We start from the raw sequence: 18,924 nt of genomic DNA, 5'->3' as shown, positions 1-18,924 counted from the left end.
GCGGACAGACCATTGAGATCCGCCGAAATTAGGCCCGCCGACCTGGGCGTGTCAAGGTCCCGTCAAGAAACCCGCCTCGTCGGACGCGCGAAAACGGCCCGTTCGCGAGGAACGGGCCGTTCACGGCATCGGAGAGGAGGTGTCAGCGACCCCGGAAAGCCTTCACCGCTTCCAGCGCGGTGTCCGGGTGGTCGGCGAAGTATCCGTCGACGCCCGCCTTGAGGAAGGCCTCCTGCTCGGCGAACGCGTTGCCGTACTCCGCGAGGTTGGCCGACGAGCGCAGGTTCTGCGGGAGGAAGTTGTTCTCGTTGCGGAACGTGTACGGCCCGACCTTCAGCCCGGCCTGGTGCGCGTCGGCGACGAGCTTGGTCGGCGCGCCCAGCGCCCCGTTCACCACGGGGATGACCTGCGCCTTCTCCGGGCCCAGGTAGTCCGCGTACTTCGAGATCTCCTTCAGGCCCGCCGGCGTGACGAGGTCGGCGTACGTCCGCGGGTCGCCCTTCGCGACGAAGTCGGCCGGAGCGCCGGTCGCCGAGGTCAGCTGCAGCAGCGGCACCCGCACCTGGCGCGAAAGCGCGATCAGGTTCGACACCTCGAACGACTGGATGATCACCGGCGCCTTCGGGTGGTTGAGCCCGTTGCGCTTGAGCAGCTCGACCAGCTTCGGCTCGGTCGGGTTCTTGATCGAGGAGAAGTAGGTCGAGTGCTTGATCTCGGGGTACGTCCCCAGCTCACGGCGCAGCTCGCGGCCCAGACGGCGCGTCAGGTCGAGCACCTCCTGGTAGGTGGCGATCTGGTAGCGGCCGTCGTAGATCTTGTTGTTCGGGCGCAGCTGCGGGATCCGCTCGGTCGCGCGCAGGGTCTTCAGCTCGGCGAGGGTGAAGTCCTCGGTGAACCAGCCGGTGAACGACGCGCCGTCGATGACCTTCGTCGCCTTCCGGTTCGCGAACTCGGGGTGCTTCGCGACGTCGGTGGTCCCGCCGATCTCGTTCTCGTGCCGGGCGACCAGCTGGCCGTCCTTGGTGGGCACCAGGTCGACGTCGACCCAGTCGACGCCCTGGCGGTAGGCGAGCTCATACGAGGCGAGCGTGTGCTCCGGGCGGTAACCCGGCGCGCCGCGGTGTCCGACGATCACCGGACCATCGTGACCCCTGGCCTGTGCCGACACATCTCCGGCACCCGGCTCGGCGGCGCCCGCCAGCCCTGTGACGCTGAGGACGGCGAGACCGGACAGGGCGAGCACGCCCAGGCGCTTTCGCATGGTGGGTAACCTCTTTCGACTCGAACTCGGGGTACCGCGCCACCCTTGACGCAGGAGGCGTCCGGACGGCGAAGACGGACCGGCGGAGCGCTGACCGCCGGGTGAACGCCGGATGGAACCACCCGCTCGAGGACGGCGACGTGTTCGGGCTGTGGTGATCGGTGACCCGCGACGGCGATCGCGTCGCCGGGGCAGGTTCGTGTTTCCGCAGGTCAGACGTTATGGTGCCCCGTCGCCACGATAGCGGGGCCTCCGGTCGGGGCGGGTTTCACGTGGCTCCGCCGACAGGGCATCTCCGGCACGGTTACCCTGTGCGTCGTGCGCGTACTGGTAATCGGGTCCGGCGCCCGTGAGCATGCACTTGTCCTCGCGGTCGCGGAAGACCCTTCCGTCACCGCGCTGGCCTGTGCCCCGGGCAACGCCGGCACCTCCTCGGTGGCCGAGCAGCTCGGTGTCGACGCGGCCGACCCCGAATCGGTCTCCGCCCTGGCCAAGCAGTGGCAGGCGGACCTGGTGGTGGTCGGTCCCGAGGTCCCGCTGGTGGCGGGTGTCGCCGACGCGGTCCGGAAGGCGGGCATCGCCTGCTTCGGCCCGTCCGCGTCCGCGGCCAGGATCGAGGGCTCGAAGGCGTTCGCGAAGGACGTCATGGCGGTCGCGAAGGTGCCGACAGCGCACTGCGAGGTCGTCGACAACCCGGCCCGCCTCGACGCCGCGCTCGGCCGCTTCGGCCCCACTTGGGTGGTCAAGGACGACGGCCTCGCCGCGGGTAAGGGCGTCGTGGTCACCACGGACGTCGACGTCGCGCGCAAGCACGCCCTGATGCTGCTCGACGGCGGCCACCCGGTGCTCCTGGAGTCGTTCCTCGACGGCCCGGAGGCCTCTCTCTTCTGCTTCGTCGACGGCCGCACGGTCGTCCCGCTGCTGCCCGCGCAGGACTTCAAGCGCGTCGGCGACGGCGACGCCGGTCCGAACACCGGCGGCATGGGCGCCTACGCGCCGCTGCCGTGGGCGCCGAAGGACCTGGTCGACGACGTCGTCGAGCGGATCGTCCAGCCCGTGGTCGACGAGCTCGACGACCGCGGCGCCACCTTCTCCGGCCTGCTCTACGCCGGTCTCGCGCTGACTTCCGAAGGCCCGCAGGTCATCGAGTTCAACTGCCGCTTCGGCGACCCGGAGACCCAGGTCGTCCTGGCGCTGCTGCGCAGCCCGCTCGGCAAGGTCCTGCACGCGACGGCGACCGGCGAACTCGCCGATCTGCCGCCGCTGGACTGGGACTCCGGCGCGGCGGTCACCGTCGTGCTCGCCGCGGACGGCTACCCCGGCAAGCCGAGGACCGGCGACGTCATCACCGGTGGCGAGATCGAAGGCGTGCTCCACGCCGGGACCCGCCGCCGCGACGACGGCGCCGTGGTCTCCTCCGGCGGCCGCGTGCTGTCGGTCGTCGGCACCGGCAAGAACCTCAAGGCCGCCCGCAAGGACGCCTACGCGACGGTCGAGAAGGTCCACCTGGCCGGCTCGCACCACCGCACCGACATCGCCCTGCTCGCCGCCAAGGGAGAGATCGCCACCCCGGTTTCGTGAATTTCGAACGGAACCATCCCGCTCCTGGATGCGTCTAACCCGGTATTTCCTGCGAAGCTCAGGCGCTCGTTACCTCAGCGTTGGTAGCCTCGACGTGCGTATCAAAGGGGTGGGGAATGGCAGCATCGGGCAAGATCCAGGACCTCACGTCGGCGGTCCCGACGCCGCCGTCGGTGGCCGACATCAGAGTAGATCCGTCGAAGCTGCTCGAAGTGGCGAAGATCGTCGAAGAGCAGGTCGACGCGTTGCAGGACAAGCTTTTGACGCGGCTCGACCAGCTGCGCATCGACACTCCGGCCAACGACACGGTGAGCGTGCACTCGACCAGTGTCTGGAACGAGCTCGTTGCCGACGGCGACCAGTCGTACGCCGCGCAGGTCAAGGCCTACGTGGCCGGTCTGCGGGGGCTGGTCAACCAGCTCCGCACGGCGGCCAAGGAGTACAAGACCAGTGATGCGGACAAGGCCGCCGCGTTCGGGGACCGTGGTGTACACCGGGCGTAGGCCTCGCGTGCTGGTCTCCGGCGGTGTGCTCACCCTCGTGCTGGCCGGATGCGCCACGGACACGGGTGGGCAGGCTTTCCCCAACGAGCCGGCGCTGGCTTCGGCCACGCAGGGCGCCAAAGCGTCCGCGCTGCCGGCCAGGCCTTCCGAGCTGAGCTTGCAAGGGGCCGATCCCTGCGCCTTGCTCGCCTCGCCGCAGCTCGACCAGCTCAAGATCAACAGCAAACCGCGTACGGCGGCCGAACCGATCGACGGCCCGACCTGTGTCTTCGACGCGGACGCCGCGGAGCCCTTCCACACCTACTACGTCCGCACGGTCGCCGCGGACGTCGAAGAGTGGTTCACGGGCGAACGCCGCAAGAACAGCATGACGACGGAACCGAAGGCGGTCGGCGGATTTCCCGCCGTCACGAGCTACCGCGACGCCGGGAAACCGAGCGATTGCGAAACACTCGTCGGTGTCGCTCGAGGACAGACGCTGGCGGTGCGGGCCGTCACCGTCACCGCCGGCGCGTTCACCATGCCGCAGCTGTGCGAAATGTCCGCGCAGGCGGCCGATCTGGCTTTGCAGACCTTGAAAGCACGCAACTAGGGAGGGCGCCGTGAACGTTTCCGACCTCGCGGGCAAGCTCCGCGATCTTCGGTTCGACGGCTACACCGACACCGGGATCGCGACCGAGATCGAGCGCTTTCGCAGTGGCGACGGCACCGGCAGCATCGGCATCGCCGTCGACGCGCTGAAGTCCGTCGCGACGGCGCTCGCCGACACCGACAAGACGCTGCGCGACGAGCTGGGCAAGCTCGGCGTGGAATGGCAGAGCGAGGCGGGTGGCGCGGCCGGCCAGGTGTTCACCGAGCAGGCCGGTTTCTCCCAGGACGCGAACTCGAAGGTCTCGCATTCCGCGGAGATGATCTTCGCCCAGGGTGAGGCCTTCAACCGCACGCTGCACAAGCTCCCGGATCCGGAAGTGGTGCGGAAGGGTGCCGGCGGCTTGACCCTCGGCGACGTCGTGCTGAGTCTCATCGGGTTCGAGACCGACCACGCCAAGAGTGTCGGCGCCGCGAACAACGCGCGGGCGCAGGCGCAGGAGGCGTTGAACGAGTACGCCAAGACCAGCGGCGAGAACCTGCTGACGACGGACACGCTGGCCGATCCGCAGGCGATGAACCTGACGCAGAACACCACCGCCGCCGGAGCGGGTGGCGGTCCCGGCCCGCTCAATCTCGCGGGTACGGCCACGGAGCTGACGCCGGACGGCAGCGTGCGGCCCGCGTCGGCCGCCGTCGAGTCGAAGTACGTGCCGCCGGTGGTGCAGCCCGTCAGCAACAAGTCGCCGTCCTTCGACGCGCCGACCCCGGCCTACGGTGTCGCCGTCGGCGGCGCTCCGGCCCGAAAGACCAGCTCGTCGGCACCTCATGGCGGTGCGACGGCACCCGCGGCGGCCGCTCCGACCACGCCCTCGGGCACCTCACGTCCGGCGCCTGCGCCGGGCAGCGGCTGGGTGACACCGAACCGGCCCGCCCCGCAGCCCGAACAGGGCAGGCCGTCGTACCCGGTCACCGGCCCGCCCGGCTCCTCGACGTTCGTCCCGCCGGGTGCGCCGAACCTGCCTCCCGGCTCCACCAACGTCCCGCCGGGCCAGACCACCGGAAGCCTGCCGCCGGGCAACAGCACGACGTCCGCCCAGCCGGCGGGCAAGTCGTTCGGCACCGGCCCCGGTATCGACGGCGCTCTCGGCAAGGGCCCTGGCTCCAGCTCGGGTCCCGGCGTCTTCGGCAATGTCGCAGGCGGCCAGGGCGGTGGAGACCAGGGTCTCGGCAAGGGCCGCTCGGTGGGCGCCGGACCGCAGGCGCCACTGGCCGCCGGCAACGAGTCCGGCCGCGGTTTCCCCGCCGTCCCGAAGATCACCGGCCCGGCCGCGGGCGATCTGGGCGCCGGTGCGGCCGCGCTCGGCGCCGGTGTCGCGGGTGGCGCGCTGAGCGGTGACAAGGAACGCGACCGCCGCCCCCGGCAGGAAGGCGGCGGCGTGAAGCCGACCCGTCAGCTGCCGATCGGCGAGCTCCCCGAAGAGGAGGCCATGCGGCGCTCGGAGAAGATCGGCGCGAAGCAGCCGAAGACCGAGTCGAAGTTCATGGAGCGCGCGGCCACCCAGGACGTCGAAGAGGACGCGGAGCACATCAGGCGTTACGGCGTCGACGACAAGGACCTGTTCACCGACGAGCGCATGGTGTCGCCCGACGTCATCGGTGACCACGGCAACCGGGAAGCGCGCTGAACCTGTGCCGAACGACAACGGCAGCCTGGTGCTGTCCGCACTCGAGTTCGAAATGCTCTGGGAAGCCGAAAGGCTGCCCCGCCGCCATGTCGCACTCGACGTGCCGAGCCCCGGAACGACCCATACGGAGCGGGCGGCACTGATCGAAGAGGCCTGGGAATCCCTGCGCGCGCGAGGCCTCGCGCGGGGGCACCAGGCGTCGGGTGAGCTGGTCGACATGCTGAACCTGTTCGCGCATCCCCGGATCGCGATCGACGTCTGGGTGTGGACCGATCGCGAGATCAAGGGTCAGGCGGTCAGCGTCGGCAACCAGGCCTTGCTCGGCGTGATCGACTCCGGCCAGGTGTGGCTGATCCCCGCCCGCGAAAGCTCCCTCGCCGAGGCCGCCGTTTCGGTCGCGGGTGACCTCGGCCCCGGCGTCGGCCAGTCGATCAGCATCCCGCACGACGTCCTCCGCGACGCCGACGCCGCCTCCCGCGGCGACGCGAAGGCACTGGTCACCGCTCTGGAGGACCTGAACGTGCCGCTGTGGCAGGCCCAGGAAGTGGCGGGCATGCTGCTCGGCCAGGAGGCACGCGGCCAGTTCGGCATCGAACGCGCCGGACGGGACGGCCGTCCTCGCCGCGCGGACAGCGTGGTCGCCTTCTACGACACGGACGCGGGACGCTATCTGTTCCAGGTCGCGCGGAACCGGGACGGACGGGATTGGGCGACCATCACCCCGGCGGACAACCAGCTGCTGGCGACGCGGATCCGGGAAGTCGCCGATTTCTGAGTTACGCCCGACTTGATGAGGTTCACCCCGATTCGGCCGTTTCGGGAAGTCGATATCGGCGGGGTGGAAGTTGGCGTGGATGCGCACACGACCCGCTGCCGAGGTCTTAAAGTATGCGCGGGAACCGTCCTGATCGGCCGCGCGTCTGATCGGGCGGATACGAGTTTTCCGTGAAGGGGATGACGAACCGTGCCTGTGTACGACCCGGATTCCATGGGGATCGCCGCCGGTCAGGTGGAGAAGCTCAAGGACGAGTTCGAGAAGACCAAAAAAGGCGTCACCGGTATGGATGACGAGAAGGAAAGCCCCTTCGGCGGAGTGGACGAGCACGGCGACGCACACGGTGCCGTCGGCAAGTTCAAGCAGGGTGTCCACAACGAATTCGATTCGGCCGGTCAGCTGATGGAGGCCACGGCCTTCGTGCTGCGAAAGGCGGCCGGGCTGATCAAGGAGACCGAAGCGGTCCACGTGGACAACCTGAAGGTGCACGGAGACCTGTGACGATTCGGCTGGCCTGGGGGCCGGAGAGCAAGGGGGCTTGAGCAGTGGGTTTGAACGGTGTCGGTGCCGGTACGCCGGAGGGCTGGGGCGAACTGGTCAAGAAGGCCGATCAGATCGACAAGGTGAACCTCTCCGCCATCGAGAATGCCTCGAAGCAGTTCAAGGCCGCCGCGGACAACGCGGGTGACCACAGCGCTGCGTTGTCGAGTTCGACCGAAGCGTTGAACGGCGGCGTCTGGGTCGGCCCCGCCGCGGACGAATTCTTCGCTTACGTCAAGTCGATCACGAAGGCCGGGAAGAACGTCGAAGACCAGTTGGGCAAGGTCGTGGACGACCTCGATCGCGTCCACACCGATCTCGGCAACATCAAGACCCAGGTCGCGGACGCCTACAAGGGCGCCGAAGAAGCGGTCAACAAGCGAAACACCCAGGCTGAGACGGACAAGAACGCGGCGACTCAGGCCGCCGCGCAGGCCGAGAAGGATCACAAGCCGGCACCGAGCCCCTCGGCCGCCGAGATCATCCAGAAGGCCAAGACCGACATCAACAAGATCGCCAGTGATGCCGACACCCGGGTCAAGGGCCTGCTCGACCAGGCCAACCAGATGATCCAGAAGTCCCAAGCCCTGATGAAGAAGGACATCCAGGACGGCTACTCCAAGGTCCCGATGCCCGGCAAGGACGGCACCGTCCCCAAGCGCACCGGCGGCCTCCACGCCGGAGGCGGCGGTGGTGGCGGAGGCGGCGGTGGCGGTGGGGGCGGCGGCCTCGGGTCGAGCGGCGGTCCGCCGTCGACGACGCCGCCCGGCAACGTCCAGCAATGGATCCAGGAAGCCATCAAGATCCTGCAGGCCAACGGGATCCCGGTGACCGAGGCGGATATCCAGAAGATCTGGACGATCATCGAGAAGGAGTCCGGCGGTAACCCCAACGCAATCAACAACTGGGACTCCAACGCGGCGAAGGGGACTCCGTCCAAGGGACTGATGCAGTGCATCGACCCGACCTTCAACGCGCACAAGCTTCCCGGGCACGACGACATCTACAACCCGATCGACAACATCATCGCGGGCGTGCGGTACACGTTCTCGCGGTACGGCGGTTTCGAGGGGCACCCGGGTCTGAAGTCGATGGCCGGTGGCGGCGGATACCAGGGCTACTAAAGACCTCGTGGCTGCGGTTGTTCGTGGGTGCGGTCCGTGAAGGGCCCCTTGCCTACTCTGAGGGTAGTGAAGGAGGCCTTCACTACCCTCGTCCTCCACACTCGCGCAGAACCGTCCTTGCCATTCACGAGAGCACGATGGCGTTCGACGCTTCGGTCAGCGGCCGCATGGCCGCCTTCATGATCCGATCCCGGAACGGCAGATAGGGCAGCGCACGCATCGACTGGATCTGCTTCCACTGCCGGAACCGGGTCTGCTTCTTCTGGTTCCTCGCCGCCAGCGCCTGGTTCTTGAGCACGAACGGCCGCATTTCCTTTTCGTACGAAGCGAAAGCGGCCCGATGGTCCGGCGAAGAAGCAAGTGCACCGGCCAGCACGTAAGCCCCGACGAGCGCCAAACTGGTGCCCTGTCCCGAAAGTGGCGAAGGGCCATAACCCGCGTCGCCGACCAGCGTGACCCGTCCCTCGCTGAACCGGTCCATCCGGATCTGGGTCATCGAATCGAAGTACAGCTCGCTCGACTCCATTTCCCGGAGCAGCCGCGGCACTTCCCAGCCCTGGCCGAGGAACCGGTCGGCGATCAGTTTTCGTTGCTGCTCTTGGTCATGCCGGTCGAATTCGAGCTCCGGGGACTGGAAACCGAGCATCGCCCGCGCCTCCGTGTTCTTTCGCGCGCTGTACAGGCCGGCCAGTTTCCCGGGGGTCATGTGGAAGGTCTGCCAGCGGTCCAGATCGAGGAAGTTCGGCACGGTGAACACCGCGAGATAGGTGTCCATATGGTGTGAGAACTGTTTCTCGGCCCCGAAAACCAGCGATCGCACGGCCGAGTGCTGTCCGTCCGCGCCGACGACGAGGTCGAAGTCCTGTGCCTCGCCGTGGGCGAAGGTGACCCGCACACTGTCGGTTCGCTGCGCGATCCCGGTGACCCAGTCGCCGTACACGTACTCGACGCCTTCTTGAGCGACCGAGGCCAGCGTGTCCGTGAGGTCGTCTCGTAGGATCTCGACGTCTTCGCTGTCGGTGAGCCCGCCGGTCAGCGTGTGGTCGGTGACCTCGACCAGTGTCTTCCCGGCCCCGTTCACGAACGACATCCCGCGCATGTCCGTCCTCAGTTCGCGGAGACGCCCGAGCACCCCCATCCGGTCGACGACGCCGAGCGCCGTGCCGCGGATGTCGACCGCGTGCCCGCCGACCCGGGGCGCGGGCGCCCGCTCGACGACCGTCGGCGCGAAGCCGTGCCGCCGCAGCCAGTACGCCAGCGCCGTACCGGCGATTCCCGCGCCCGAAATCAGGACCTTCCGCATGTGAACTCCCTGTGTACGTTGTTTTGAAGCGCTGCGTACAACGTAAGAAAGACCTGCCCACGGCCCAGGAAAACGACCGAAAAACGTCGACCGCACTAGTACGGTTGAGCTAGTACGGTGGCCAGATCGGGGCTCGGGGCGAACGGAGTGCACTATGGCAAGGAGTCGACCATGACCGAGCCGCCCTACCTGCGGATCGCCGCCGAGATCCGTCGCCGCATCGTCACCGGCGAGCTGCGCGAGGGGGACAAGGTCCCGTCGACGCGCCGGATCACCGCGGAGTGGGGTGTCGCGATGGCGACCGCGACGAAGGTGCTCGCCACGCTCAAACGGGACGGTCTGGTCATCGCCAAACCGGGCGCCGGGACGGTCGTCGCGAGCCGCGTCCGGAAGGCCGCGCCGAGAACCGAAGCGGAGCTTTCCCGCGAGCGGGTGGTGAAGGCCGCGATCCGGATCGCGGACGCCGAGGGCATCCGCGCGCTCTCCATGCGCCGCGTCGCGTCCGGTCTCGGCGTCGCGACGATGGCGCTTTATCGCCATGTCACCGCGAAGGACGAGCTGATCCTCGAGATGGCCGACATGGCGCTCGGCGAAATCCGCTTCCCGGCCGAACCGCCGCCCGGCTGGCGGCCTCAGCTGGAGCTGATGGCCAGGGCCCAGTGGGCCTTGTTCCGGCGGCACCCGTGGCTCGCGCAGGCGCTCTCGATCACCCGCCCGCAGCCGCTGCCGAACCTGCTCCGCCACGCGGACTGGGCCACCCGCGCACTCGACGGTCACGGCCTCCCGGCGTCGACGGTCATGTACGCGCACATCACGATCTTCAACCACGTGCGCGGCATCGCCCTCAGTTTCGAGTCCGAGGCCGAGAGCGAATCAGGGACGGCGGTCTCGGCCGACGCCTGGCTCGCCGTCCACGAGCCGATCCTCCGGGATCTGGTCGCGGGTGGCCGTTTCCCGAACTTCGCCGGTGTCGCCTTGCGCGCCCCGTTCGACTACGACCTCGACACGCTCTTCGAGTTCGGGCTTCAGCGACTCCTCGACGGTTTCTCGGTTCTCCTGGCGAAGGCGAGTTAGCCTCACCCCATGTCCTTCCCCGGTCCCGCCGCTCGGTCCGACGTCCCCCCGTTCCACGTCATGGATGTCCTTTCGGCCGCGCAGGCACGGCAGCGCAGTCACGGCGATCTGGTCCCGCTGGTCGCGGGGCAGCCGTCCGCGCCGGCGCCGCGTCCGGTGCTCGAAGCCGCCCAGCGGGCGTTGAAGGACCAGACCCTCGGCTACACCGAGCAGCTCGGCATCCCGGAACTGCGCGAGGCCGTCGCGGCGCACTACAGCCGCACGTACTCGGTCGACGTGAGCCCGCAGGACGTCATCATGACGACCGGTTCCTCCGGCGGCTTCCTGCTCTCGTTCCTCAGCGCCTTCGAGGCGGGTGACCGTGTCGCGATGGCGCGCCCCGGCTACCCGGCCTACCGCAATCTGCTGAAGGTGCTCGGTTGCGAGGTCGTCGAGTTCGCCACCGGGGCCGGGACGAACTTCCAGCCGACGACGGCCCTGCTCGACGAACTGGGCCCGATCAAGGGACTCATCGTGGCCAGCCCCAGCAACCCGACGGGTACCGTCCTGCCGCCGGGTGAACTCGCCGCGATCAGTGGCTGGTGCGCGTCACACGGGGTGCAGCTGATCAGCGACGAGATCTACCACGGGATCTCCTACGGCGCCGGACTCGACTGCGCCTGGCAGTACGGGAGCGAGGCGCTCGTCCTCGGTTCGTTCTCCAAGTACTTCGCGATGACAGGCTGGCGGCTCGGCTGGATGCTCGCGCCCCAGCGGCTGCACCGCGCGATCGACGTCCTGACCGGCAACTTCACCATCTGCCCGCCCGCGGTCTCCCAGCACGCCGCGATCGCCGCGTTCACCGAGGAGTCGTACGCGGAGGCCGACGGCCACGTCGAGCGCTACCGCGAGAACCGCGACGCGCTCTTCGCCGGTCTCAAGGGCATCGGCATCGACAAGCTCGCGCCGGCCGAAGGCGCCTTCTACGCCTACGCCGACGTCTCCGCGTACACGAACGACAGCCTCAGCTGGTGCCAGCGCATCCTCGCCGAAACCGGCGTCGCGATCGCCCCCGGTATCGACTTCGACCCGGTCGACGGCGGCAAGTTCGTGCGGTTCTCCTTCGCGGGCTCGCGCGAGGACATCGACGAGGGGATCCGCAGGCTCGGCGACTGGCTCACGGCTCAGGGGGAACCCGGAATTCACCCTGAACGTTAGGCGGAACGAAGGCGCTCGCGGGCTTTGCCTGACAACCTGGACTCACCGGGCCCGCTCGGGCACGGTGAGGCAATCGGAGGATGCCATGTTCTGGAAGATCGTCGGCGGGCTGATTCTGGCTTGGGTGGCCTTCATGGTGCTCGGGTCCGTGCTCGGTTTCCTCGTGAAGGCCGTCTTTTGGATCGCCGTCATCGGCGGCGCGGTCTTCCTCGGCACGGCCGCCTATGGCGCCATCAAGGGCAAGGGCACCCCGAAGCAGCTCCGTCGTTAAGGTTTGCGCCCCACCCCGCCGAGCGACGTGAAGTTCACGGTCGAGAGCGGGGTGAAGCGCGGGCCGTCCGGCCACCACAGATGCGGGTACGTCAGCCCGGGTTCGAGGAGGTCGAGTCCCTCGAAGAACGACTCGATCTCCTCGCGCGAGCGGTACAGCGTGTCGAGCCCAGTGCCGTTGAAGCGCTTCTCGAGCGACGTCGCGACATCGGCCGCTTCGGAGCCGTCGGCGGGGTTGTGCTGGTGCAGTAGCGCGACGAATGAGCCCGGGGCCAGCGCGTCGACATAGGCGCGGACGATCTTCCGCGCCGCGTCGAGGTCCTGGATGTGGTGGATGATCGCGCACAGGATCAGCCCGATCGGCCGGTCGAAGTCCAGCCGGTGGGTGCGGGCGAGCTCGTCGACCACCTCGGCGGGTTCGGTCAGGTCCGCGCCCGCCATATGCGCGAAGTCGTTCGCCGCGAGCAGCGCGCGGCCGTGCGCCTGGACCACCGGATCATGGTCGACGTAGACGACCCGCGCCTCGGGGTTGTACCGCTGCGCGACCTGATGCGTGTTGTCCACGGTCGGGAAGCCGGAACCGAGGTCGAGGAACTGGTCGATGCCTTCCCGGTCGGTCAGGTAGCGCACGGTCCGGACCAGCCAGTGCCGGACCTCCTTGGCCATGACCTGCGATTCCGGCGCCAGTTCCAGGATCTGGCGCAGCACCACCCTGTCGGCCTCGTAGTTGTCCTGGCCGCCCATGAGGGCGTCGAAGACCCGCGCGATGCTCGGCCGGTCGAAATCGACCGGTACGAACGGGCGTCGGTCCGCTGACATGGGCACCTACCGGGTGAATCGGTTTGGACACGCTCAGCGTAGGTCATCCGATTCACTACGCGTAAGCGGATGAACGACGAGGGTGAGTTATTCCTCCGAAGAGCCGAAGGCAGATTGCGCTGATGTCACGCCGACCCAGCGTTCCGCCTTCATCCCGACCGCCCGCGCACCGTCTACATTGGACTGCCGGTCGTCGAAGAAGAGACAGTCGGCCGGTTCGGCGCCGAGTTCGGCGAGCAGGAGCCGGTAGATCTTCGCGTCGGGTTTCATGCAGCCGACGTCGCCGGAGAAGAGCGTCACGCGGAAGAGACTCGCCCATTCCTGCTCGCGCACCCAGCGCCCGAAGGTCGACGACGCGTTGGAGAGCAGCGCGAGCGCGGCGCCCGCCTCGTGCAGGCCCTGGAGCAGTTCGAGCACGTCCGGTTCGACGTGCGTCCACCCGGCGACGTCGATGCCGGTCAGTTCGTCGGCGAAGGCCTTGTCGACAGGCACGTCCAGCGCGCGGCCGATGCTCTGCCAGTACTCGAGGTCCGAGCCGCCGGAGTCGTACCGGTCCCGCTCGGCCCAGTAATGCGGCTCGAACTCGGTGAGCTCGAGGCCGAAGGCCTTGGCCAGGGTGGGCAGCGCGTCGGTGTGCTCACAGATGACGTCGCCGTAGTCGAAGACGATCCAGTTCATGTTCAGCCCCCGGTCTTGATGCGAAGAAGGGTTTCTTCGACGTCGGCCGCCGAAAGGTCCCGGTGCAGCACGAAGCGGATCCGGCCCGCCGAAGGCAGCACCTGGATCCCCAGCTCGGCCAGCCACGCCAAGCGGCCGACGAGGTCGGGTGCGGTGACCTGCACGATGTTGGTCTCGGGAGTGTTGACCTCCCAGCCGTGCTCGGCGAATCCGGCCGCGAGCCGGGTCGCGTTCTCGTGCGCCTCGGCCAGGTCGCCGATGCGGTCCAGCGCGACCAGACCGGCCGCGGCCAGCACGCCGCCCTGCCGGACGCCGCCGCCGAGCATCTGACGCATCCGCCGGGCCCGCTCGATGAACTCGCGACTGCCCGCGACCACCGAACCGACAGGCGCGCCGAGCCCCTTGGAGAAGCAGGCGGAAACGGTGTCGACGCCGACGGTGAGGGCCGCGGGCGGGATCCCCAGCGCGACCGCCGCGTGCCAGATGCGGGCACCGTCGAGGTGCACGGTGAGCCCGGCTTCCTTCGCCACCGCGACCAGCTGGGCGTGCTCTTCGGGCGGGGTGATCGCGCCGCCCGCCGAGTTGTGCGTGTTCTCCAGGCACAGCAGCGGGGTGCGCAGCGCGTAGTACGGCCCGCGCGGGATGCCGATCGCGGCCGAAAGCGTGTCCGGTGTCGGCCGTCCGGGCCCGGCGTCGTGCTCCAGCGGTTCCGGCATGCCGCCCGCGAGCCAGGCGGCGGAACCGAGCTCGTCGGTGATCACGTGCGAGCCGCGTGGCGCGAGGAACCGGTCGCCGCGCTGGAGATGGAGGCTCAGCGCGATCAGGTTCGCCATGGTCCCGGTCGGCGTCCAGAGCGCGGCGGGCATCCCGAGTACCTTCGCGGCTCGCTGTTCCAGCGCGCCGATGGTGGGATCGCCGTCGAGGACGTTGTCACCGACCTCTGCTTTCGCCATGGCCTGGCGCATGACGTCGTCCGGTCGGGTCACGGTGTCGGAGCGGAAATCGATCGTCGAGGTCACGGTACGATCACATCACATCGACGGGCCCGCCATGAATCTCCTCCCCGGCTGGTCCGTCGCGCCCGCTCATGCAACCGTGGACGCCCCCGGTTCCGTCCTACCCACCGACGAGGCAAGAGCGGAGACAACAACCGCGTGAACCAGCGCGACGAACAAGAGTTCGCGGAGTACTTCGCCGCGAAGCGGGACTCCGTGCGCAGGACCGCGTACATGCTTTGCGGTGACTGGCATCGCGCGGACGACCTCGCGCAGACGGCGTTCGTCGCGCTGCACCGGAGGTGGAAGAAGATCAGGGAACGGGCGGCGACCGACGCGTACGTGCGGAAGACGCTGGTCAGGGCGGCCATCGACGAGTCGAGGCGGCCGTGGCGACGGGAGTGGCAGACCGAAGAGCTGCCCGAACCGCCGCAAGACGGCTTCGACCTCGGCGAACAGGTCGTCACCAGGGAAGACCTGCTGGCCGCGCTGCGCGAAGTGCCCCCGAAACAGCGGGCCGTGCTGGTGCTCCGGTTCTTCGAGGGGCTCGACGTCGCCGCCGCGGCGAAAGCGCTCGGCTGCAGCGAAGGGAACGTGAAGAGCCAGACCGCGCGCGGACTGGCGAACCTCAGGCAGGTCATGGAGAAGGAGGAGGTGGCACGGGATGGACGAGAATGACTTGAAGGCGTTGTTCCGTGACGCCCCCGGTGACGCGCCGTCGCCGTCCTTCGGCACCGCGGACGTGGTCCGCGCCTCCAAACGCGCCACCGCTCGACGCCGAAACGGTATCGCGGTGGCCTGTAGTGCGGTGGTTTTGGTCTTGGCCGGAGTGGGCATGTTCGGCGTGCTCGGCGGAACCGGGTTCCAGATGGGGACCGCGGCCAAATCCGACAGCGAAGCCGCCTCCGTGGGGCAACCTGGTGCGGCGTCCGTACGTCCTCTTGACAGCGGGGACCCCTCGAACTTCTCGAATCCGCCGCCTCAGCAGGGGGGCGGCGGGCCAGAGAAGACCGGCCAGATGACGGCCGAAGGCACCTTCGGGTGCGACCAGGTGGATCGGGAGCTCGCCACCGCCCTCGCTGGCGAGCTCCCGGTCCCCGTGGATGTCGCCAAGTCGACGCCCGGCGACATCTGTACGACGGGAGCCAGGTCCGCGGGGTTCCAGGTGCCGGGTGGCTCGGTGGCCGCCGCGGTCTTCCCGGCGGGCGCGTCCGTGCCGCCGACGCCCACCGGGGCGTCCAGCGCGCAGCGGACGACGGCCAAGGGATCGCTGGTGGTCGTGGTGAGCCTCGGTGACGGCTCCGGCAGGCCCGCCTTCCCCGAGTCCGACGTCGACAGGTTCGTCGCCGTGCTCGCCGCCCGCTACTGAGCGCGCCTGGCAAAATGGCCCGTCATGACTGCCGCAGCGACAACGCCGAAGGGTGAGCGAAGGCGCGCCGAGCTCATCGAGTCCGCCGCGGCACTGCTCGCCGAAGGCGGTTTCGACGCGGTGCGGCACCGTGCGGTCGCCGAACGCGCGGGTCTGCCGCTCGCTTCGACGACGTACTACTTCGACTCACTCGAAGAGCTCGTCACCGCGGCGGTCGAGCATCACGCGAACCAGGAACTCGAGACCGGACGGCGGAAGCTCGACGAGCTGGCGACCCGCAACCGCGGCGTCGAGGCCACCGTCGACCTGGTGCTGGACATGCTCCTCGGCCCACTCCGCCCGGATCGCGAGGCCGACGCCGAAGCGGTCCTCCTGCGCTACGAACGCCTCGTCGGGACAGGCCGCCGGCCGTACCTCCGGCCCCTGATGCGCACGCTGTCCGCGCAGCTGTACGAGCTGCTCCACGAGATCTTCGCGCGCTCCGGCACGCCGGTGGACGCCGTCGAACTGGAGCGCCTGGTCGCCCTGGTGGACGGCGCCGTGGTCAACGCGCTGATCGAGGTCGACCCGGAACCGAGGGCCGCCGCCGCGCGCATGCTGCAAGCCGCCCTGGCCTAGACCGGATGGCGGCCGGTTAGTCTGGCCGCGTGACGGACAAGCCCCTCATCCCCAACGTGCTCGCCGGCCGCTACGCCTCGCCTGAGCTGGTCGAACTGTGGTCCCCGGAACACAAGGTCGTGCTGGAGCGCGAGCTCTGGCTCGCCGTGCTCCGGGCGCAGGCCGACCTCGGCGTCGAGGTGCCGGACGGTGTCGTGGCCGACTACGAGCGCGTGCTGAAGCAGGTCGACCTCGACTCGATCGCCGCGCGCGAGCGGGTCACCCGGCACGACGTGAAGGCCCGGATCGAAGAGTTCAACGCGCTCGCCGGGCATGAGCACGTCCACAAGGGCATGACGTCACGAGACCTCACCGAGAACGTCGAGCAGCTGCAGGTGCGGCGCTCGCTGGAGCTGGTTCGAAGCCGCGTCGGCGCGGTGCTCGCCCGGCTCGCCTCGATCGCGATCGAACACTCCGACACGGTGATGGCCGGTCGTTCGCACAACGTCGCCGCGCAGGCGACGACGCTGGGCAAGCGGTTCGCGACCGCCGCCGACGAGCTGCTCGTCGCTTTCGAGCGGCTCGACGAGCTGATCGGCCGCTATCCGCTGCGCGGTATCAAGGGACCGGTCGGCACCGCGCAGGACATGCTCGATCTGCTCGGCGACGAGTCCACTTTGGACCAGCTGGAGTCGCGGGTCGCGGCCCATCTCGGCTTCGAGCGGGTGTTCACCAGCGTCGGCCAGGTGTACCCGCGCTCGCTCGACTTCGACGTGCTGTCCACCGTGGTCCAGCTCGCGGCCGCCCCGTCGAGCCTGGCGAAGACGATCCGCCTGATGGCGGGCCACGAACTCGTCACCGAAGGCTTCAAGCCGGGACAGGTCGGCTCGTCGGCCATGCCGCACAAGATGAACACGCGTTCGTGCGAGCGGGTCAACGGGCTCGCCGTGGTGCTGCGCGGCTACCTGTCGATGATCGGCGAGCTCTCCGGCGACCAGTGGAACGAAGGCGACGTCTCCGACTCCGTCGTCCGCCGTGTCGCGCTGCCCGACGCGTTCTTCGCGCTCGACGGCCTGCTGGAGACCTTCCTCACGGTGCTCGCCGAGTTCGGCGCCTTCCCGGCGGTCATCGGACGTGAGCTCGATCGCTATCTGCCGTTCCTCGCGACCACCAAGGTGCTCATAGCGTCGATCCGCGCGGGTGTCGGGCGTGAGACCGCGCACGAGGCGATCAAGGAGAACGCCGTCGGCGTCGCGCTCGCGATGCGGGAGCAGGGGCTGGCGGACAACGACCTCCTCGACCGCCTCGCCGCCGACGAACGCATCCCGCTCGACCGCGGTGAGCTGGACAAACTCCTCGCCGACCGGATCTCGTTCACCGGTGTCGCGCCGCGTCAGGTGGCGGCGATCGCGTCACGCGTCGAGGCGATCCTGGAGCGTTTCCCGGAGGCCGCCGGTTACTCTCCGGCACCGATTCTCTAGCTGCGGCTGAAGGACGCTTTCCCCGCATGCGATGTGAGGAAAGCTTCCTTCGCCGCGTGAGACGAGGGCAAAGGCCCCGTCAGCCACGTTGTGAGCAGTCCCACCACGGAGCGTTCACAGAGTGGGATGGGATTACTCGATCGGGCGAAATGCCTAATCTCGATCGCTGAACCCGGAGCGCCAGGCCGCCCATGAGGCGGCCTGGCGTGCTTGTATCGCGCCTTGGCGCCGAAACCCACGGAAGAAGCGATGAGATCCACGCTGTCGAAAATCGTCGCCGTCGTCACGGCTGGTGCGGCCACCCTCGCCCTGGCCGCCTGCGGCTCCGGCGACACCGCCGCGAGCGGTCAGAAGCTGCGGGTCGGCACCCTGACCGACGCGCCGCCGTCCATCTACCTGGAGAACGGCAACTTCACCGGCTACGACAACGAACTGCTCCGCGACATCGCGAAGCGTGAGGGCTTCGAGGTCGAGTTCGTCGGCACCGAGTTCGCCGGTCTGCTGGCCGCCGTCGCCACCAACAAGTTCGACATCGGCAGCTCCACGATCTCCACCACCGAGGCCCGCAAGAAGACCGTCGCGTTCAGCAACGGCTACAGCACCGGGTTCACCACGATCCTCACCAAGAAGGACGCGAACCTCAAGGACGTCGGCGCCTTCACCGGCAAGCGGCTCGGCGTCGTGCAGGCGTCGGTGCAGGACGATTTCGCGAGCGGCAAGGTCCCCGGCGCCAACGTCGTCCGGTTCCCCGACTACAACGCCGGTTTCGCGCAGCTGAAGGCGGGCAGCCTCGACGGCTGGGTCGTGCCGAAGGACATCGGGCAGAAGTACATCGACCAGAACCCGGCCGTGCCGCTGGAGTTCGGCTACACCGTCGAGACCAAGGACACGCCGTCCGCGTTCGCCGTCCGCAAGGACAACAAGGACCTGCTGAAGAAGCTCAACGACGGCCTCGCGAAGGCCGTGGCGGACGGCACCGTCGCCCGCCTGCACGCTCAGTTCTTCAAGACCGAGCCGCTGCCGAAGGAACTCGAGCAGGGCGGCCCCGGCCTGCCCGTCCAGAACCCGGGGGTCTGACCGT

General features: G+C 68.7%; 20 protein-coding genes. 15 read left to right on the top strand and 5 right to left on the bottom strand.

Annotated features, from left to right (window positions below):
- Positions 1–142: 142 nt before the first annotated feature.
- On the bottom strand, positions 143–1,261 hold the full coding sequence (locus HDA45_RS19130; protein ID WP_184897210.1) for a glycerophosphodiester phosphodiesterase: 1,119 nt from the start codon (positions 1,259–1,261) through the stop codon (positions 143–145).
- A 318-nt stretch (positions 1,262–1,579) separates the two neighbouring features.
- Between HDA45_RS19130 and purD the strand changes: the two genes are divergently transcribed.
- The 7 genes from purD (at position 1,580) to HDA45_RS19095 (ending at position 8,060) form a co-directional block, all read left to right on the top strand.
- Positions 1,580–2,842, top strand: a complete 1,263-nt coding sequence (purD, locus tag HDA45_RS19125) for a phosphoribosylamine--glycine ligase (RefSeq protein WP_184897208.1) — start codon at positions 1,580–1,582, stop codon at positions 2,840–2,842.
- A gap of 116 nt (positions 2,843–2,958) precedes the next feature.
- Positions 2,959–3,345: a type VII secretion target gene (locus HDA45_RS19120; RefSeq protein WP_020632344.1), complete on the top strand. Its 387-nt coding sequence runs from the start codon at positions 2,959–2,961 to the stop codon at positions 3,343–3,345.
- Complete coding sequence (locus HDA45_RS19115; protein WP_221471178.1) at positions 3,296–3,937, top strand: DUF3558 domain-containing protein; 642 nt, start codon at positions 3,296–3,298, stop codon at positions 3,935–3,937. Before HDA45_RS19120 ends, HDA45_RS19115 begins: the two co-directional genes overlap by 50 nt.
- A 10-nt stretch (positions 3,938–3,947) precedes the next feature.
- Positions 3,948–5,621 (top strand): hypothetical protein, encoded by a 1,674-nt coding sequence (locus tag HDA45_RS19110; RefSeq protein ID WP_184897206.1) that lies wholly within the window; start codon positions 3,948–3,950, stop codon positions 5,619–5,621.
- Between the two features lie 4 nt (positions 5,622–5,625).
- The gene (locus HDA45_RS19105) at positions 5,626–6,396 is read left to right on the top strand and encodes an ESX secretion-associated protein EspG (RefSeq protein ID WP_184897204.1); all 771 of its coding nucleotides are present in this window, start codon (positions 5,626–5,628) and stop codon (positions 6,394–6,396) included.
- Between the two features lie 189 nt (positions 6,397–6,585).
- On the top strand, positions 6,586–6,897 hold the full coding sequence (locus tag HDA45_RS19100; protein ID WP_026467133.1) for a hypothetical protein: 312 nt from the start codon (positions 6,586–6,588) through the stop codon (positions 6,895–6,897).
- A gap of 44 nt (positions 6,898–6,941) precedes the next feature.
- Complete coding sequence (locus HDA45_RS19095) at positions 6,942–8,060, top strand: transglycosylase SLT domain-containing protein (protein ID WP_184897202.1); 1,119 nt, start codon at positions 6,942–6,944, stop codon at positions 8,058–8,060.
- A gap of 124 nt (positions 8,061–8,184) precedes the next feature.
- Here HDA45_RS19095 and HDA45_RS19090 read toward each other — a convergent pair whose 3' ends face one another.
- Positions 8,185–9,363, bottom strand: coding sequence for an FAD-dependent monooxygenase (locus HDA45_RS19090; RefSeq protein ID WP_184897200.1), 1,179 nt, complete (start codon positions 9,361–9,363; stop codon positions 8,185–8,187).
- A gap of 171 nt (positions 9,364–9,534) precedes the next feature.
- Here HDA45_RS19090 and HDA45_RS19085 point away from each other — a divergent pair, with 171 nt between their 5' ends.
- The 3 genes from HDA45_RS19085 (at position 9,535) to HDA45_RS19075 (ending at position 11,905) form a co-directional block, all read left to right on the top strand.
- Positions 9,535–10,437, top strand: coding sequence for a TetR/AcrR family transcriptional regulator C-terminal domain-containing protein (locus tag HDA45_RS19085; protein ID WP_184897198.1), 903 nt, complete (start codon positions 9,535–9,537; stop codon positions 10,435–10,437).
- Positions 10,438–10,446: 9 nt separating this feature from the next.
- Positions 10,447–11,634 carry a pyridoxal phosphate-dependent aminotransferase gene (locus HDA45_RS19080; RefSeq protein ID WP_184897196.1) on the top strand — a complete coding sequence of 396 codons (1,188 nt, stop codon included), beginning with the start codon at positions 10,447–10,449 and terminating at the stop codon, positions 11,632–11,634.
- A gap of 85 nt (positions 11,635–11,719) precedes the next feature.
- Complete coding sequence (locus HDA45_RS19075) at positions 11,720–11,905, top strand: hypothetical protein (RefSeq protein ID WP_007032516.1); 186 nt, start codon at positions 11,720–11,722, stop codon at positions 11,903–11,905.
- Here the strand turns inward: HDA45_RS19075 and HDA45_RS19070 are convergent.
- The 3 genes from HDA45_RS19070 to HDA45_RS19060 form a co-directional block, all read right to left on the bottom strand.
- Complete coding sequence (locus HDA45_RS19070) at positions 11,902–12,723, bottom strand: SAM-dependent methyltransferase (RefSeq protein ID WP_184897194.1); 822 nt, start codon at positions 12,721–12,723, stop codon at positions 11,902–11,904. The two genes, HDA45_RS19075 and HDA45_RS19070, sit on opposite strands and share 4 nt — an antisense overlap.
- A gap of 87 nt (positions 12,724–12,810) precedes the next feature.
- Positions 12,811–13,401, bottom strand: a complete 591-nt coding sequence (locus HDA45_RS19065) for an HAD family hydrolase (RefSeq protein ID WP_184897193.1) — start codon at positions 13,399–13,401, stop codon at positions 12,811–12,813.
- Positions 13,402–13,403: 2 nt separating this feature from the next.
- Entirely contained in the window at positions 13,404–14,420 is a 1,017-nt protein-coding gene (locus HDA45_RS19060; RefSeq protein WP_184897191.1) for a GntG family PLP-dependent aldolase, read from the bottom strand.
- 135 nt (positions 14,421–14,555) lie between these two features.
- On the opposite strand from HDA45_RS19060, the gene HDA45_RS19055 reads away from it, so the two are divergent.
- The 5 genes from HDA45_RS19055 to HDA45_RS19035 all read left to right on the top strand — a co-directional run bounded on the left by HDA45_RS19055 (position 14,556) and on the right by HDA45_RS19035 (position 18,920).
- The gene (locus HDA45_RS19055; RefSeq protein ID WP_184897189.1) at positions 14,556–15,074 is read left to right on the top strand and encodes a SigE family RNA polymerase sigma factor; all 519 of its coding nucleotides are present in this window, start codon (positions 14,556–14,558) and stop codon (positions 15,072–15,074) included.
- Entirely contained in the window at positions 15,061–15,765 is a 705-nt protein-coding gene (locus HDA45_RS19050; protein WP_184897187.1) for a hypothetical protein, read from the top strand. The genes HDA45_RS19055 and HDA45_RS19050 overlap by 14 nt, the downstream gene beginning before the upstream one ends.
- A 24-nt stretch (positions 15,766–15,789) precedes the next feature.
- Positions 15,790–16,383, top strand: a complete 594-nt coding sequence (locus HDA45_RS19045; RefSeq protein WP_184897185.1) for a TetR/AcrR family transcriptional regulator — start codon at positions 15,790–15,792, stop codon at positions 16,381–16,383.
- Between the two features lie 29 nt (positions 16,384–16,412).
- A complete protein-coding gene (gene purB, locus HDA45_RS19040) occupies positions 16,413–17,843 on the top strand; it encodes an adenylosuccinate lyase (RefSeq protein WP_184897183.1) in 1,431 nt (476 codons plus the stop codon).
- Between the two features lie 249 nt (positions 17,844–18,092).
- Positions 18,093–18,920, top strand: a complete 828-nt coding sequence (locus tag HDA45_RS19035) for a substrate-binding periplasmic protein (RefSeq protein ID WP_184897181.1) — start codon at positions 18,093–18,095, stop codon at positions 18,918–18,920.
- Positions 18,921–18,924: the final 4 nt, after the last annotated feature.

Origin of the sequence: Amycolatopsis umgeniensis (assembly GCF_014205155.1) — a bacterium.
Classification (GTDB): domain Bacteria; phylum Actinomycetota; class Actinomycetes; order Mycobacteriales; family Pseudonocardiaceae; genus Amycolatopsis; species Amycolatopsis umgeniensis.
The sequence above is the reverse complement of the archived record's forward strand: the minus strand, read 5'-3'. Positions and strand labels throughout refer to the sequence as shown.